General features: G+C 62.6%; 17 protein-coding genes. 9 read left to right on the top strand and 8 right to left on the bottom strand.

Features of this window, described 5'->3' with window-relative positions; genetic code table 11:
- Positions 1–55: 55 nt before the first annotated feature.
- Together H351_RS03375 and ggh are read right to left on the bottom strand one after the other, a co-directional pair.
- A complete protein-coding gene (locus H351_RS03375) occupies positions 56–751 on the bottom strand; it encodes a glycoside hydrolase family 25 protein (protein ID WP_370334015.1) in 696 nt (231 codons plus the stop codon).
- A gap of 107 nt (positions 752–858) precedes the next feature.
- Positions 859–2196, bottom strand: coding sequence for a glucosylglycerate hydrolase (gene ggh, locus H351_RS03370; protein ID WP_019746148.1), 1338 nt, complete (start codon positions 2194–2196; stop codon positions 859–861).
- Positions 2197–2306: 110 nt separating this feature from the next.
- Here ggh and H351_RS03365 point away from each other — a divergent pair, with 110 nt between their 5' ends.
- The 3 genes from H351_RS03365 (at position 2307) to H351_RS03355 (ending at position 5470) form a co-directional block, all read left to right on the top strand.
- The gene (locus H351_RS03365; protein ID WP_021342252.1) at positions 2307–3005 is read left to right on the top strand and encodes a haloacid dehalogenase type II; all 699 of its coding nucleotides are present in this window, start codon (positions 2307–2309) and stop codon (positions 3003–3005) included.
- Positions 3006–3077: 72 nt separating this feature from the next.
- Positions 3078–3989 (top strand): cation efflux transmembrane domain-containing protein, encoded by a 912-nt coding sequence (locus tag H351_RS03360; RefSeq protein ID WP_029256777.1) that lies wholly within the window; start codon positions 3078–3080, stop codon positions 3987–3989.
- Between the two features lie 119 nt (positions 3990–4108).
- Positions 4109–5470: an HNH endonuclease signature motif containing protein gene (locus tag H351_RS03355; protein WP_029256778.1), complete on the top strand. Its 1362-nt coding sequence runs from the start codon at positions 4109–4111 to the stop codon at positions 5468–5470.
- Positions 5471–5519: 49 nt separating this feature from the next.
- Here H351_RS03355 and H351_RS03350 read toward each other — a convergent pair whose 3' ends face one another.
- Entirely contained in the window at positions 5520–6521 is a 1002-nt protein-coding gene (locus H351_RS03350; RefSeq protein ID WP_029256779.1) for a PHP domain-containing protein, read from the bottom strand.
- A 60-nt stretch (positions 6522–6581) separates the two neighbouring features.
- Here H351_RS03350 and H351_RS03345 point away from each other — a divergent pair, with 60 nt between their 5' ends.
- Positions 6582–6992: a TIGR03668 family PPOX class F420-dependent oxidoreductase gene (locus H351_RS03345; RefSeq protein WP_029256780.1), complete on the top strand. Its 411-nt coding sequence runs from the start codon at positions 6582–6584 to the stop codon at positions 6990–6992.
- A 144-nt stretch (positions 6993–7136) separates the two neighbouring features.
- Positions 7137–7889, top strand: coding sequence for a cyclase family protein (locus H351_RS03340; RefSeq protein ID WP_029256781.1), 753 nt, complete (start codon positions 7137–7139; stop codon positions 7887–7889).
- Here H351_RS03340 and H351_RS03335 read toward each other — a convergent pair.
- The 4 genes from H351_RS03335 to H351_RS03320 form a co-directional block, all read right to left on the bottom strand.
- Positions 7886–9418: a GGDEF domain-containing protein gene (locus H351_RS03335; RefSeq protein ID WP_029256782.1), complete on the bottom strand. Its 1533-nt coding sequence runs from the start codon at positions 9416–9418 to the stop codon at positions 7886–7888. The genes H351_RS03340 and H351_RS03335 overlap by 4 nt on opposite strands.
- 149 nt (positions 9419–9567) lie before the next feature.
- Positions 9568–10446: a metal ABC transporter permease gene (locus tag H351_RS03330; protein ID WP_029256783.1), complete on the bottom strand. Its 879-nt coding sequence runs from the start codon at positions 10444–10446 to the stop codon at positions 9568–9570.
- A gap of 3 nt (positions 10447–10449) precedes the next feature.
- Positions 10450–11181, bottom strand: a complete 732-nt coding sequence (locus H351_RS03325) for a metal ABC transporter ATP-binding protein (protein ID WP_019746157.1) — start codon at positions 11179–11181, stop codon at positions 10450–10452.
- Positions 11178–12104, bottom strand: coding sequence for a metal ABC transporter substrate-binding protein (locus tag H351_RS03320; protein WP_029256784.1), 927 nt, complete (start codon positions 12102–12104; stop codon positions 11178–11180). The genes H351_RS03325 and H351_RS03320 overlap by 4 nt, the downstream gene beginning before the upstream one ends.
- A 77-nt stretch (positions 12105–12181) precedes the next feature.
- Between H351_RS03320 and H351_RS03315 the strand changes: the two genes are divergently transcribed.
- From H351_RS03315 to H351_RS03300, 4 genes are all read left to right on the top strand, one after another.
- Positions 12182–12859 (top strand): SDR family oxidoreductase, encoded by a 678-nt coding sequence (locus H351_RS03315; protein WP_029256785.1) that lies wholly within the window; start codon positions 12182–12184, stop codon positions 12857–12859.
- 139 nt (positions 12860–12998) lie between these two features.
- Positions 12999–13778 (top strand): TIGR04222 domain-containing membrane protein, encoded by a 780-nt coding sequence (locus H351_RS03310; RefSeq protein WP_029256786.1) that lies wholly within the window; start codon positions 12999–13001, stop codon positions 13776–13778.
- A gap of 5 nt (positions 13779–13783) precedes the next feature.
- A complete protein-coding gene (locus H351_RS03305; protein WP_244891426.1) occupies positions 13784–14698 on the top strand; it encodes a TIGR04222 domain-containing membrane protein in 915 nt (304 codons plus the stop codon).
- Positions 14695–15603: a TIGR04222 domain-containing membrane protein gene (locus tag H351_RS03300; protein WP_029256788.1), complete on the top strand. Its 909-nt coding sequence runs from the start codon at positions 14695–14697 to the stop codon at positions 15601–15603. The genes H351_RS03305 and H351_RS03300 overlap by 4 nt, the downstream gene beginning before the upstream one ends.
- Here H351_RS03300 and H351_RS03295 read toward each other — a convergent pair.
- On the bottom strand, positions 15532–16638 hold the full coding sequence (locus H351_RS03295; RefSeq protein ID WP_029256789.1) for a Glu/Leu/Phe/Val dehydrogenase family protein: 1107 nt from the start codon (positions 16636–16638) through the stop codon (positions 15532–15534). The two genes, H351_RS03300 and H351_RS03295, sit on opposite strands and share 72 nt — an antisense overlap.
- Positions 16639–16652 lie beyond the last annotated feature (14 nt).

Genomic DNA, 16652 nt, shown 5'->3' with positions numbered 1-16652 from the left:
CGAGGGCGAAAGGGCCCGAACCGGGCACCACGGAGCCAAGGGCCCCCGCCGCAAACTAGCTGCTGCCGAACCCCACACTGTTGGCGTAGCGATCGAAATCGCCCTGCGCTCCGCTGTAGACGTTGATATCAGTGTTTCCGGTGATCCCGGGGATGCGTCCGGTGCTGGTGTACTGCCAGAAGGTCCAGTTGGACCAACCGCCGGGCAGCGGGCCCGGAGCGTTCTGCCCGTTGTAATCGGCGATCCACAGCGGGTAGTGGTTGAACTCGGTGGTGTTGGCCATCTGAGTGCGCCAGAAGTTGGGATACGTGTAAATGATTGGCTGCCGCCCGGTAAGTGCCTGGACTGTATTCAGGTAGCGATGAGTCCAGTCGATGACCTGACCGGCGGGCAGTCCCTTCGCGTCCTCGAGATCCAGTACGGGCGGCAGGTCACCAGGTCCGTTGATACCCAGGACGATCGCCGAATAGAAGGCGGCCTGGGCTTCGGGGGACTGGCGAACATCTGCGTAGTGGTAGGCCCCGCGCGAGACGCCGGCGGCGCGCATGACCAGGCAATCCTGGATGAAGTACGGATTGACGTAGTTGAGCGACTCGGTGGCCTTGACCATCGCGAACTCGTGCCCTGACGCCTTGACCTGGAACCAGTCGATTCCGGTTCCGTCCACGTGCTGCCACGACGAGACGTCCGGGCCGCGGGGAGCGTCGGCAGCGGCGAGGCCAGGTGCCGTGATCGCGATGGCAGCTGCCATCGCGATCGGGGTGAGCTTGCCCAGTGTCCTGACGATCCGTCGCTCGACCATTTCCCGAGAGTAAGGTCGACTAGTCCGTTTTGTCCGCTAATTCAGGGAATGTTCACTCAACCGAGCCAATCGAGAACGGCCGCCGCGGTCCACGACTGTTGCATACTGCCCAGCGGCTCACCGGTGAAAGGCTCGTAGTACTCGGCAAAACTGCCGTCACTGGCCTGCCGCAACCCCTCCGAACGCAAGACGTGCGATCGCTCGGCCCACCCCCGACGCGCGAACGCCCACGAGAACAACCACGTGATCACCGGCCACACCGGGCCACGCCAATACTCCCGAGGACGGAAATCGCCGGAAACCGGAGACGTCGACGGTGGGACGGCAAATCGCATGTCCGGGTGACCACAGAATTTGGGCCCCTCGAAAGTGCGCAACAGAGCGCGCTCGGCATCGCGGCTCAGGCCGCCACACAGCAACGGCGCAAACATCGCGATGGTCTCGGTATGAACCCATCGTCCGGTGCGAAGATCGAAATCCTTTGCTGCACCCGATCGTTCATCGGTGGTGGCAATTACGCCCTGCCGGAATCGATCTGCCCAACCGCGCAGATCACGGACGTCGGAGTTTGGTCGCGAATGCTCCTCACCGATAGTTGCCAAAACGTCACATGCCATCGAGAAAACCGCACTGACAAACACGTCCTCCACGGCAAAACTCATGGCAGTGGCGAGTTGAGAATCCTCGTACCTCACGGCCTTCATCTCTTCGAGAAGCCAAAGGTAGCGGTCGTATTCGTGATCCGTGGGTCGCTGAGACAAGTCGGTCACCACAGCGAGATCAGCGCGCTGATACGCAGGCACTTGTCCCGCAACAACATTCGCGTACGCCAGATCCCATCGCGGAGAATTGTCCATCCCCGATTCCCACCCGTGATAGAGCGCGATGCGGCCGTTGCCGTCGAGATCGCGGGCCTCCGCCAACCAGCGGTGCCACCGAACCAGATCACTCCAGCGCCGGTCGAGGAACTCTTCCGCGACCGCACGCGTCGTACGTCCGTGCCGACGCGAATGATCGAGAATCCGCTGCACCGCAATCGCGTGAACGGGGGGTTGGGTGATTCCCGACGTAGCGGTACCCAAAGGAGCATGCGCTGCCAACGCATTGACATCCCAACGCGTCGGGCCGGGGAAGTAGCCGTCGACACCGTTCGCAAACACGATGTGCGGAATCATTCCGTTCTTCCACTGAGCCGAAAGCAAGGTATCGAGCTCTACTACCGCCCGTTCGACGCTGAGCGGCGCCAAACCTACCGCGACGAACGCGGCGTCCCAGCTCCACATGTGGGGATACAGCTTCGGGGCAGCGCTGGTCATCGTGCCCAGGTCGTTTCCGCGCAGCAGGTAGGCAGCTCGGGCGGCGAGCTGAGTCGGGGTAAATCCGCGGTCGGCCATAGATGTCTATTTTGCGACGCGCGGCGCCTTTGCGCTCATCGAGCACGAATCGGGCGCCGTAACCGCGATAATGTGGCAACACCGTCAGGCGATCTCGAAGTGGAGGGCTTGTGCGCGAGAAGATCAAAGCACTGCTGTTCGACGTCCAGGGCACAGCGACCGATTTTCACAACACCCTGTGCCGAGAGGCCCGTCGGATCACCGACGCCGACGTCGACTGGCCAAGATTCGTCAATCTCTGGCGCGCTGAGTACTTCGCGAACACCTCCGAGGCCGACGACTCCACAGGCGAATGGGTGACAGTACATTCGGTGTACCGCGAGGCTCTGCGCAAGCTGTTGGCCCGCGAGAGCATCGAACTTTCCGATGCCGAACAGGAAGAACTCACCACCGCCTGGAAATTCCTGGACCCGTGGCCGGACACCGTCGCAGGCCTGACAACCCTGCGCCAGCAGTACACAATCGCTGCCTTGTCCAACGCCGATGTGAATGCCGCAGTCAGCATCTCCCGGCACGGAAATCTGCCATGGCATGCCGTCTTCACCGCCGAAATGGCCGGTGTCTTCAAACCAGATCCGAAGATCTACCACCTGGCTGCTCGATACCTCGGGTTCGACCCGGCCGAGATCATGATGGTTGCCAGCCACAAATATGACATCCGGGCGGCCAAAGCTCTCGGGTTCCGCACAGCCTTCATAGCCCGACCACTCGAATTCGGAGCCAGGGGCAATCCCGATGTGTCATTCTCCGACGAGTTCGACATCAACGCCGAGGACTTTCTCGATCTGGCAGCGCAATTGGTCCACTGATGCCGTGCCTGCGCGTCGTTGCTGGTATTCCTACGTGAAGGAATATCGAAACGGACAGGCGGTTTGGATTTCATGGGCACCAAGGAAGACAGCGCTACCCGCGAACGCAAGGCTCTGCGGTACTCGCTCGTGGTCGCAACGGCGTTGGCTGTGCTCGCCGCATTCTGGGGCTGGATCTCGCAGTCCCAGGTGATCCTGCTCGACGGTGTGTACGCCCTCATCGGAATGGTGTTGACGGCGCTGTCGCTGCGGGTCTCGCGGATAGCCGACTCGGGCCCCACCGCACGCTTCCCGTTCGGTAAGGAGGCATTGATCCCGGTAGTCATCGCTGTCCAGGGCATGGCGCTACTGGCGACGCTCGCCTACGCCGCAGTCGAGGCAGTTCGTGTCATCCTCGCGGGCGGGGCCGACGTCACCGCGGGGTCGCTGGTGGCATACGGCGCTGTCAGCGCAGTGGTGTCGATCATCACCTGGCGCTACGTCGGACAAGTCGACCGCACATCTGATCTGCTCGTCGCCGAAGCCAGGCAATGGGGAGCGTCGGCTGCCTTCAGCGCGCTGGTCGCAGTCGGTGCTGTCGTCGCAATGATCCTGGGCCGCACCGATTTCTCCGACGCCGACCGATATGTCGACTCCGTCTTGGTCCTCCTCGGCTGCGCGATGCTGGTCCCGCAACCGTACGCACTTCTGCGAACCGCACTGATCGAACTCCTCGAAGGTGCTCCCGGCGAAAACGTTCAGGCCCGCGTGCACGAGGCCATCACCGCCGTCCGCGACGAATTCGGCTTGGACGAACCGACTCTCACCATGAGCAAGGTGGGTCGCAAGCTGTATATCGAAGCGACGTTCATGGTCGCGCCACACAGCTGGGACATCGACGGTGAAGACGCAGTTCGACGCTCGTTCGCCAACAGCCTCGCCGATCTCCCCTACGAACCGTGGCTGAACATCGAACTGACTACAGATCCGGCGCTGATGCTCTAGAGGCGGAATCTCCTCTCGAACAATAGAATCGCGACGGCCGGGCCCACCTCACCTTCTCGAAAACGTCCTTGACTCGAAAGTATGTTCGAGTATGATGGAAGGTGGAACGGGGGGTTCTCATGACGATCGACATCACCGACGACGCTGTCACTGCCGTGGTCAACAGCTCCGCCGTGGGTGTGCGCGGACGATTGTGGCGGCTGCACCCCACCGACGTCCGCGAGATCGCCATCACCGCGTCAGCGGAAATCCTTCGCCTGGAAGCCATTCGAGTGGCCGCCGTCGACACCCTGACGTTGAACCCGGACGAACAAGTACTCTGCTACCGCGGCACCGGACAATGGCTCGCGAACCACACCATGCTGCAAATCTCCACCGGCAGAAGAATCGCAACCCTGGGAAAAGCCCTACGGTCATTCCCCGAGATCGAAGACCAATTCGATGCCGGCGACCTCACTTTCGAGCACGCGGCACTGATCGTGGCGTTCTGCGAATCCCCACCCAAAACAATGCCCGACGCCGCGCTACCGTACTGCCGCGACACACTCCTCGCGGCAGCATCCGGAACCGAAGCGACCACCGTCAAACTGCGCTACGCCATCAGCGTCCTCGAGCACATGTTCGAATCCGACGACATACCACCAAGCGAAGACACCGATCGCAACGAACTGCGCATCTCCCCGACCCTCAACGGAAGAGTCTCCCTCCGAGGCGATTTCGACGGAGTGACCGGCGAGATGCTTCTCTCCGCCCTTTCCAGCCTCTCGATGCCCACCCCCGCCGAGGACGGCACACCCGACAAACGACCCGCCGCCACACGCAACGCAGACGCCATGGCAGAGCTGATCCGTCGCTACCTCGACAACGCTGCCACCGGTATCGACGGCGGCCAACGCCCACACCTGAACGTGCACATCAACGCCAAAGACCTGGCCTACCACCGTGAATGCGCCACAACGGGTGATGGCTCAACACCTGGTCCGTCCGAGGACGACGATCCCGGCATGCCGGATCTCGACATTCCCGATCTCGACAAACAAGATCTCGATGTCGGCCACATGCCCTGGATGGGACCACTGAGCGTCCGCCGCACCCGCATGATCGCCTGCGACTGCATGCTCGGCGCCGTCCTCCTCGACGAAAACGGTGCCCCACTCGACGTCACCCCACTCAAAAGGCTTGTCACCGCAGCACAACGCACCGCCCTGATCGCCCGCGACAAAGGCTGCGCCTTCCCCGGCTGCGACTGCGTCCCCGCCTGGACCGACGCCCACCACATCAAACACTGGGCCAAAGGAGGACCAACCGTCATGGACAACCTGGTCCTACTCTGCCGAACCCACCACACCCTGATGCACCGAAAACCCGGATTCACCGGCAAATGGGAAATCCGAATGGGCACCGATCACCTGCCCTGGTTCATCCCACCACCGGGCATCGACCCCGACCAGAAACCCCGCCGCTCCACCACACGACGCTGAACCCGGAGGTCACCGAGCAAACGCCTCGGTGACCCATTCCGGCGTGCTCTCAATTGCTCGCCCACTCCAGAAGATTTTCGGCGGTCCACGTATTGATCACCCGATCCGCTTCGACGCCGCACTTTTCGGCCCGGTCACAGCCGTAGCCCTGCCAAGCCAGCTGACCGGGGGCATGGGCGTCGGTATCGATGGAGAAAAGACAATCGAGATCGCGGGCCAACTCGATCAAACGCGAAGGCGGGTCACGACGCTCCGGTCGGGAGTTGATCTCGACGGCGGTCCCTGATTCTCGGCAAGCCTCGAACACTTTCTCCGCATCGAACTGCGACTCGGGCCGGGTTCCGCGAGCACCCTCGACAAGACGCCCAGTGCAATGCCCGAGAATATCGACACGCGGATTTCGCACTGCAGCAAGCATTCTGCGGGTCATCGCCTCGCGCTCGGACCGCAGCTTCGAGTGCACACTCGCCACCACGATGTCGAGTTCGTCGAGTAGATCGGGATCCTGATCGAGTGAACCGTCCTCGAGGATGTCCACCTCGATTCCCGTGAGGATGCGGAAGGGAGCCAGTTCGGCATTCAACCCGGCTATCACGTCGAGTTGCGAACGTAGACGCTCCGCGGACAGCCCGTTGGCAACAGTGAGGCGAGGCGAATGATCGGTGAGGGCGCAGTAGTCGTGGCCGAGTGCTGCTGCGCGTCGCATCATCTCTTCGATGGGGCTTCCGCCGTCGGACCAGTCGGAGTGTGTGTGGAGATCGCCGCGCAGCGCTTGGCGCAATGGGCCGTCGCCGATGGGCTCGGCCTGCCCCCGCAGTTCCTCGAGATACTCGGGGACGCCGTCGTACGACTGGGCGATGATCATTGCCGTTTTGGGCCCGATGCCGGTGAGAGCCTTCCAACTGTCGGCCTTCCGGCGAGACTCCTTCTGCTCGTCGGTCAATCCAGCAAAGACCTCCGCAGCTCGGCGATAGGCCTTGACGCGGTGCGTTTCAGCGCGTGATCGTTCGAGCCAGTAGGCGATCTCCCGAAGCGCTTCATCCGGTTCCATGAGACCACTGTTCCGTCAGCAGCGGCTCGCGGCAAGCCTTGATCCCCTTACGCTGTGAATATGGACGACCCGAGAGCACGATTCGAAGCCGCGCGGGTGGCTCACCTGGCAACGGCAGATGCGGCCGGCGTTCCGCACATCGTGCCGCTGGTATTCGTTTTGGTCGGCGACACCGTCTATTCCTGCGTCGACCACAAACCGAAGACCACCACCGCACTTCGCAGGCTCCGGAACATCACCGAGACGGGGCGTGCGAGCCTGCTCGTCGATCATTACGACGACAACTGGTCCGCGCTCTGGTGGGTCCGCGTCGACGGACGCGCGGAGGTCCTCGGCCCCGGCACCAAGGAGTCCGAGAACGCAATCGACGCTTTGGCCGCAAAGTATCCGCAGTACGTAGATCACCGACCGCACGGACAGGTGATAGCCGTCCGCGATGTGGATTGGTCGTCATGGTCCGCCGCAGCCTAAGGTTCTGTCCTAGTGTTCAAGGAGCGAAAGTGATTGCAACACTCTCAATTCGGGCAAATTGGCGGGGGATCGATGAAACGACGACAGTTACTTCAGCGCGCAGCCACAGGCCTGGCGCTGGTAGCGGGACCTCAGGTGATCGACATGGGTAGCAGTTCCGGAAGCAGCCAAGACGCAACAACCCCGTTGGATGAGCTGTTGCAAGTCGTTTCGCTCTCCCACGTGAACGACCCCGCGACCACGCCGATTTTTCCCGGCGATCCCGCGTTCACTCTCGACACAGCGGCAACCATCGCAGACGACGGCTACTACCTCCAGTACGTCAAGGAGGGTGAACACACGGGCACACATTGGGGCGCACCCGCGCACTTTCAGGAAGGTGGACTCACAGCCGGCCAACTCGATCCGGCCGACCTCTTCCTTCCCGCAGTGAAGATCGACATCCGGGACAAGGCTGCCGCCGATTCGGACTATGCGCTCACGGTCGCGGACCTTCAGGAGTGGGAAACGCGCAACGGCAAGATCCCCGATGGAGCGGCCGTGGTTCTCTGGACCGGTTGGGAATCGCGCTGGGGTAGCGAAGAATATGCCAACGCCGATGCCGAGGGTGTCACCCACCAACCCGGCTTCTCGGTGGACGCGGCGCGGTGGCTGATAGACACCGGACGCTTGGGCACCCGCGGAGCATTGGGAACCGACACCTTCGGTCCCGACCTCGGAAACGACGAGACCTACCCCGTCTCGACGCTCCTGTACGACAAGCATCGAATCAGCCTGGAGAACTTGAACAATCTTGCCGCCCTGCCAACCACCGGGGCGAGCATCCTTGTCGGTGGCGCGATCAACAAGGCCGGATCGGGTTCACCGGCAACGATCTTCGCACTCTTACGGCGCTAGTCTTCGCGACGATCGCAGTAGACGACAACAGCGCCCTTTCCGCTTCTCTTCGCCTCGTACATCGCCGCATCGGCTCGGCGGAGAAGAGCGTGTGCACTCAGCGGCTCGTCGGCTAACTCGAACTGCGCGACACCAACGCTCGCACCTACCGACACCGATGTGTCTGCAGTCTGATCAGAACTGAGCGCGTCGACGATCCGGCGGGCTACGACGACGGCGTCGTCGATCGGGCCCTGCAGAAGCACGGTGAATTCGTCGCCGCCGAATCGAGCGACAAATGCACTCTCGGGAACCGCTTCGCGCAGACGCGCCGTGAGGGCAACCAGTAACCGGTCACCGGCCGGGTGCCCGTAACGATCGTTGACCTGTTTGAAGTCGTCCAGATCGACAAGCATCAGCACCCAATCGGAGTTCGTGAGGCGGTAGTTCTCGATGGCGCTCGCGAAGTGTTCGTCGAATGCGGCCCGGTTGGCGAGCTCGGTGAGTGGGTCGTGATGCGCTCGGTACCGGAGCTCGTCCTGCGCAGCGGAGATCTGTTGGAGGAGCGCGTCGTTCTCGAGGAGCGTGAGTATCTGGCGCACCAGCGCGAGAACCAGCACGCCGACGCCGAGTATCACGACCACGGCATCGAGGTTGCCGACGATCAGTGCCTGAACAGTCACGATCGTCGCGATCACCGCGATCAACAGATACGGCAGCAGCAACTGAGTCCGATCACTTCGCCACTGCTGTGGCGCGTCGCGGTTCCGAGGCTCGGTTCGCTTCGTCAGCGCCGCCAAGGCGATCAAAGGCGGCCCCGCGATGAACCCGGCATCGGCGATGGTCGGCATACTCTCGGCGCCGATCGCGACCAAGTACGCGTACAAACTGTCCGAAAGGGAGAGCATCACCAACCCGCACCCGAGGAACGTCAGCGGTTCGCGGATCTCGGCAACGGCCTTCGGCCCGATGACCATCAGCAAGACCATCGCGATCAGAACGAAGTCGGTGATCGGATACATCACCGCGACAAGAAACCCGAGAGATCCCGTCGGACCGGTATGAACGACGGCGCCCAGGGCGGTCGTCCACGTGAGGATGAACAATCCACCGACAACGACAAGACCGTCGAGCGTCAGCACGAGCCAGAGATGGATCGGGCCGATCGCCTCACGCCGGGGAGACTCACGTACCAGCGACAGAAGCGCCGGTACGGCAAACACCGGGAACATGAAGAAACCGATGTCCGCGATCGACGGCGACGGAAGTGGTACGTGGAGAACCGAGCGGTAGAACGCCCAGAAGAACATTCCGAGGGTCCAGCCGGCCATACCGAGAGCCATCAGAGTTCGCCAACGACGCTCGACTCCGTGATGGCGCCGCGACGTCCACCAACAGACCACAGTCGCAGTGGCGCCGCCGACGAGCTGGGCGACATCGTCCACCAGAACCGAGGTTCGTGGGCTGAGCAGCCCGGATCCGGCGAGGACGATGACCGCAACAACGACGCCGAGAACCAGCCACGTGCGTCGTGCTCGGAACTGCGTCATCGAAGGGCCCATCGGTGTTCAAGGCGTCACCACCGATTGTCTTGCAGCCGGCATCGTTGCGGCCGGAATGTTTGTGGTGACGAATGCCCGTACGAACCTACCCGATTTGGTAGCGGATTGTTAACTGGACGAACGATCAAGACCGCCCGTCAAGCCACGGCGCTGTATTCCGCTCGGGCCCTACTCCGCTGCGAAGTCCATTTCGCGATGACCCCCTGCGACGGGCTGAACAGGTACACCAGGGCGAATAGGATGCCCTGCGTCATCACAACCATGCCCCCGGAAGCTGTGTCGAGGTAGTAGCTGACGTAGATACCCGTAATCGCGCAGATTGCGGAAACCACCGGAGCTATCACCAGCATCCGCGAGAACTTGTCAGTGAGAAGGTAGGCCGTCGCGCCGGGGATGATCAGCATCGCCACCACCAGCACGACTCCGACAGCTTGCAGCGCCACAACGGACGTGAGTGCGAGGACGCCGAGTAGCAGCGCTCCGAGACGCTTGGGCGAAAGACCTATCGCGTTGGCATGGATCGGGTCGAAGGCGAACAACGTCAGATCGCGACGCTTGATCAACAGAATGCTCAACGCCAACGCGCCGAGTATCGCGACCTGCAGAAGATCGGACGAGCTCACCCCCAGCAGGTTGCCGAAAATGATGTGGTTGAGATCGGTCTGGCTGGGGGTCACCGAGATGAGAACCAAACCGAACGCAAAGAGAGTCGTGAAGACGATACCGATCGCGGCGTCTTCCTTGACGCGGCTGGTGTTACGGATCAGTCCGATCAGTGCGACGGCGATCAGCCCGAAGATCAAGGCCCCGATGGCAAATGGAGCGCCGACGACGTAGGCGAGGACAACACCGGGCAGGACAGCGTGCGAGACGGCATCGCCCATCAGTGACCACCCGATGAGCACCAACCAACAACTGAGCACGGCGCAGACAACCGCGGCCACAACCGCAACGGCCAACGCGCGCACCATGAATCCGTACTGGAGAGGATCAAGTAGCAGTTCTACGAGGTTCATCGATCAGGTCCTGTCCATCACGTCGAGACCGAAAGCCAGGGCGAGGTTTTCCGGTTGAAGCACGGTGTCCGGGTCGGCGTGCACCAGAACCTTGCGCATGAGCAGTACCGCCTCGTCGCAGAGTTTCGGCACGGCGTGGAGGTCGTGAGTCGAGACCAAGATCGATCGGCCGTCGGAAGCCAACTCTCGTAGCAGCGTCGAAATCGTTGCCTCGGAACGCTTGTCGACGCCGGCAAAAGGCTCGTCCAGCAACAGTATCGACGCGTCCTGTGCGATACCGCGTGCGACGAAGGCGCGCTTCTTCTGACCACCCGAGAGCTGACCGATCTGACGATCCGCAAATTCTGTGAGCTCTACCCGCTCGAGGGCCTCTGCCACCGCCTCGCGATCTGCACGCCGCGGACGTCGCAAGAACCCGAGGTGGCCGTACCTACCCATCATCACGACGTCACGGACACTGATCGGGAAGGTCCAGTCGACGTCTTCACTCTGCGGCACGTATCCGACGCGCCCGCTCTTGCGCGCAGCGGCTGCGTCGAGACCGGCGATTCTCACAGAACCGTTGTCCGGCTTGATCATTCCCATGATCACCTTGAACAGGGTCGACTTTCCTGAACCGTTCATACCGATCAATCCGCAGACGCTTCCGGAATTCAACGTCAGATCGACATGGTCCAGTGCGTGGACCTCGCCGTAGTGAACACTGACGTTTTCGACGCGAATGGCTTCGTTCATGATTTACCACCGGTCAGACCGCCGAGGATGACGTCGGTGTCGTGGCGAATCATGTCCAGGTAGGTGGGCACGGGACCGTCGGATTCGGACAGCGAGTCGACGTACAGCGTCCCACCGAATTTCGCACCGGTCGCCCCGACAACCTGCTGCATGGGGGCATCCGAGACCGTCGACTCGCAGAAGACGGCGGGAACGGAATTGGCCCGGACGAAGTCGATCGCGGCGATGATCTGCTGCGGCGTCGCCTGCTGCTCGGCATTGACCGGCCAGATGTAGGCCTCGCTGAGTCCCGCGTCCCTGGCCAGATAGGAGAACGCACCCTCGCAACTGACGAGTGCGCGCTGACCTGCGGGCAATGCCGCCAGCCCACTGACCAGGCCGTCCTGAACTGCTTGCAGTTCCGCCTTGTACTTCGCGCCGTTCTCCGCAAATGCCGAGGCGTTGTCCGGGTCGAGGTCGCTGAAAGCAGTCACCATGTTGTCGACGTAGATCTGTGTATTCAACGGAGACATCCATGCATGCGGATTGGGCTTGCCCGCATAGGCGTCGCCGGCGATCGGAATGCCTTCGACGCCGTCGCTGACCACGACGTGTGGCACGTCCAGACCGTTGACGAATTTCGCGAACCACGCCTCGAGGTTCATGCCGTTGTCGAGGATCAGATCGGCTTCGCTCGCCCGCCGAATGTCTCCGGGCGTCGGCTCGTAGCCGTGAATTTCCGCCCCCGCCTTCGTGATCGACTCGACGCGAAGGTGATCGCCGGCAACGTTCTGGGCGATGTCCGACAGCACGGTGAACGTGGTGAGCACCACCGGGCGGTCGTCGTCGGAGCCGGAATTCACCGCAGAACAGCTGGAGAGAAGCAGGGCGGCGAGGGCGGCAATTCCCAGGCGGCGGAAGTTCTTCGCGTCGCGAGTCGTCATGGTCGAACTCTAATATGTGGGTAAACAAATACACAAGTTCGTATAGCCGAACAATTCACACTCGATAGGCTCGGACCATGCGTCCTACTGCCTTGATCACCGGTTCCAGTCGCGGCCTCGGAGCTGCCATCGCACGCGAACTGGCGCCGACACACGACCTGTTGCTCGGTGCACGATCCGCGCAGGCCCTCGAACCGATCTGCGCGGAACTACCCGGATCGACGCCCCTACCCCTCGACCTCACGGACTACGACGCCGTCGCGGTCGCCGCCTCGTCCATCACGACGCTCGACGTGCTGGTACACAACGCCGGCGTGGCCGACATCGGAACCATCGAGGAATCCTCGGTCGATCAGTGGCGACGCACCCTCGAGGCAAACGTCATCGCCGTCGCCGAACTCACTCGTGCCCTCCTTCCTGCCCTCAGGGCAGCCGGTGGCCACGTCGTACTGATCAATTCGGGTGCCGGACTGCGCGCCAACGCCGGCTGGGGCTCGTACGCGGCCAGCAAGTTCGCCCTGCGCGCTTTCGGAGACGCACTGCGCCTGGAAGAGCCGTCCTTGCGGGTCACCTCCATTCACCCCGGACGGATCGACACCGATATGCAGCGCAACATCGTCGCCGGCGAGGGCGACGAGTACGACCCGGAGCGCTTCCTGAAGGCCTCCACTGTGGCGCGTGCCGTACTCACTGCCGTCGAAACACCGTCCGACGCACACCCCACGGAGATCGTGCTTCGACCTACCGGCCGGTAAATCCCCAGTTCGCCGGTAACGGAATGATGACGATGGCCACCCGGATATCGCTTTTCCCGGTACTGGCCCGATACTGACATCAGTTGTCGGACAAAGAGACTGGACTGGTTCTCAGGAGTTCATCGAGAGGTGGTGTGCGATGCATGATCATACGAATACGTGGGGAATTTCCACCGAGGCTTTCCTCGGGTGGTACGTCGCCGCTGCCACCGGAGCGGTGGTGATCGCACTTGTGATCAGAGGCGTCGCCATGCGCAAGCCCACACCTGCATTGCGCACACTCACACCACCGGAGATGGGTGTACTGACCAGCGACGAGCGTGCGGTACGCGCTGCCGTGGCAGAACTCGAGAGTGCTGCATATTCTGCCGGCCAGGGTCAGCATGACCGCTTCACCCGCATCGTCCGCCAGCGGATCGACGACGCCGGTGGAACTGCCGTGCCCTCCCGGCTCGTGCCGACACTTCCGCTGCCCCTGTTGGAGCTTCGTAGCGACCTGGTGCAGGCCGGCTACCTGAACGGCAATCGTGAACACACTTTGACGCGATTGTCCGTGGTACCGGTCGTTATCGTCGCCGTGGTCGGCACGATCAGGACCGGATTCACTGTCGTGAACGAGAGCCCGGAGGGATACCTTCCGCTCGTTGTCGTCTGCCTCGCCCTGATTGTCGTAACCCTTCTCCGCCTGAGCCGACGCACTCGTTTCGGCCAGGTCGAATTGAGTCGCTTGAAGGACGAATACTCCTACCTCACACCGAATTTCCAACCGTCGTTTGCCACCTACGGGGCGACGTCTGCGGGTATTGCCGCGGCACTCTTCGGTCCGGGCCGCGACGGCGGTTGGGCACCCGGATGCGGCGGCGGGTCTTCACCGTCCAGTTGCTCGACCTTCTCGAGCACCGTGAGCTGTGGGGGGTGAGTGCGGTGAACAACTACTACTCAGCCGACACGTGGGGGATCCCCAGCCAGACTTTCCTTCAGTGGTACCTGGTGGCGGCTGCCGTCGCGATCGGACTCTCGCTGTACAGCCGAATGACTGCGCGCCGGTCGCCCGTGGTCGTCGACTCGGTCCGTCGGCCGCTCACTCCTCCCGAGATCGGCGCCTTGACCAGTGATTACCAGGCCGTTCTGGCGTCGATGGCTATTCTGCGCAGCGCCGAGCTGATCAGCACCGAAGGCAAGACCAAGCAGGCACTCAGTGCGGAGGACAAGAGTCGTCTCGACTGGTTCACCCGTACGGTGCACAAGCGGCTCGGAAACGGAAAGGTCCCGCTGCGGCAGGTGCGTCTGATGGGACGGCTGAACGTCGCACTCGCACAACTACGTACGACGCTGATCGACGAGGGATACTTGCAACGCCCGCAGGACGGGCTGACTGCTGCCTTTCGGACCGTTCCGATCCTGGCGGTAATTGGTCTCGGCGTAGTCCGTCTCGTCGCCGGCATCGCCGTCGGTAAGCCGGTCGGGTTTCTGCTCCTCACCATCATCGTTCTCGCGCTGATGATTCCACTTCTCCGCATCAAGCGTCGTCGGACAGCTTTGGGCGACAGCGAGCTTCGACGCCTCAAGCACGAAAACTCGTACCTCTCACCGAAACTGCGGCCCGCGTACTCGAGCTACGGTCCCTCGCTCGCCGGACTCTCGGCGGCGCTCTTCGGTTCGGGAGCTCTGGTTCTGATCGATCCCGCGCTGGCGGGAGCAGTGGCTGCGGGCGCCGCGTACAGCCCGGGCGGCGGGGGTTCGAGCTACTACAGTTGTGGCTCCTCATCCGGATCATCCGGCTCGGACGGCGGTGGCGGCAGCGGTAGCAGTTGCGGCGGCGGGGGGTGTGGGGGATGAGCACGCATGCAGCCGACACGTGGGGGATCCCCAGCGAGGATTTCCTCTACGGCTACATAGCCGTTTCGGCCACGCTCATGGTTCTCACTCTGGGGTGGCGTCTGATGATCCGGGCACGCCGGTGCAGGTATTCCGCCGGGCACGGGTATTCCGCCGAGCAACTGACCCCTCCGGAAGTCGGCATGCTGACAGACGAGTCACGCGCCATCGCAGCATCGTTGGCAATCCTGCGTAGCGCTGATCTGATCACCACCGACGGCGCTGTCCTGCGCCCGTTGGGGCCTGGCGACGAGACCCTGGACTGGTACACCCTCACCGTGTACCAGCGCCTGGCCCAGCAGGCCCTACCCCATCGTCGGCGGCAACTCGCCGAGCGCATGACGGTGGAAACAGCTCGCCTACGAAACTCTTTGGCGGACCGGGGATACCTGACCTCCGACAGCACCAGGCGTTCAATCTTTCTCTCCACAGTTCCGTTGAAGATCCTGGTGGCCGTGGGTATCGTCCGCGTTGCTTTCGGACTGCACAACGACAAGCCCGTCGAGTTTCTGATTCTCGCCGTACTCGTCACCGGGTTCAGCATCCCGCTGCTCGGGCTCAACTTCGATCGCACCACCTCGGGCAGTGCGGCACGTTCGGAACTGACCACGGCACACGCCTACCTGTCCCCGCGCAACAAGCCTGCCTTCTCTGCCTACGGCCCACGCTTGGCGGGGATGTCCGCCGCTCTCTTCGCCGGTTCGGCGATGCTGATGATCAATCCCGCCTTGGCCTCCGCCGCCGGAATCGGTGCCGACGGCAGCGGAAGTAGCGGGGGTTCGGACGGTGGCGGTTCAGACGGGGGAGGCGGCAGCTGCAGCGGGGGTGGCGGATGTGGCGGCGGCGGTGGTGGATGCGGGGGATAGCCGCGTCCGGGCGAGCAGAAGCGCTGCGGCCTCGGTAGTGATGCCACGTTCCTCGCTCAACGAATACACCTCGTCCAGAGTGCGACCGATCCCTCGGGTTCGTTCGACGACGTCGTCTTCGTTCCACCCCAGGACTTCTCGCCCCACGAGGTGAAAGGCTCCGCCTGCGTTCGCGACGAAATCAGGGGCACAGAGAACCCCGCGGCTTCGCAGAACCTCGCCCGCAGCGGCATCGGTCAAGATGTTGTTTGCTGCGCCCGCCACGGCCAGAGTCGGAATCGACGCAGCAGCAGCGGAATCGATGACGCCTCCCATCGCACAGGGAGCAAAGAGGTCACACGACGTTCGAAGTACCTCGTCCGCAGGAACGATCGTGTGCCCCGCAAGAGAAGCCGCCTCGAGGCGCTGCGGGTCCGTATCGGCAACAAGCAGGCGTGCCCCAGCCTGCGCTGCGAGACGTACAACATCCCCGCCGACGGCGCCGAGCCCCTGAACCAGCACCTTTCGGCCGTCGAGTGTTCCGAGTCCACGACGACGCGCCGTGGCCTTCATCGCTTCGAACACGCCCAGAGCCGTGGCGTGCGCGCTGGAACCGGCGCCACCGTTGTCGACCGAACGCCCGAAGACGTACTTGGTGGTGCGACTGAGCTGATCCATGTCGGACGAGTTGGTGTTGACGTCAGGACCGGTCCAGTAGTTTCCTTCGAGCTTGTCGATGTTCTCCGCGTGAATGTCGAGGATACGAGACCAAGTCGCCGAGTCGATCCGATTGCGCGGCGCGGGCAGTGCTATCACCGACTTCCCGCCACCCATCGGCAGGTCGGAGACCGCCATCTTCAAAGTCATTGCGCCGGACAACTTCCCGGCGTCTGCCAGCGCGTGACCGATCGAGGGGTAATGCGCCGCCCGCGTGCCACCCGACGCCGGTCCCAGACGGGTGGAGTCGATTCGGATCACAAAGGTCGTGCCGGTCTCCCGATCATGTCGGGTGACGGTCAGTTCACCGTCCCAGCGCAGTTCGTCGTCGATGCTCATTGCAGATCCTCTTC

Origin of the sequence: Rhodococcus erythropolis R138 (genome assembly GCF_000696675.2) — a bacterium.
Lineage (GTDB): Bacteria > Actinomycetota > Actinomycetes > Mycobacteriales > Mycobacteriaceae > Rhodococcus_F > Rhodococcus_F erythropolis.
The sequence above is the reverse complement of the archived record's forward strand: the minus strand, read 5'-3'. Positions and strand labels throughout refer to the sequence as shown.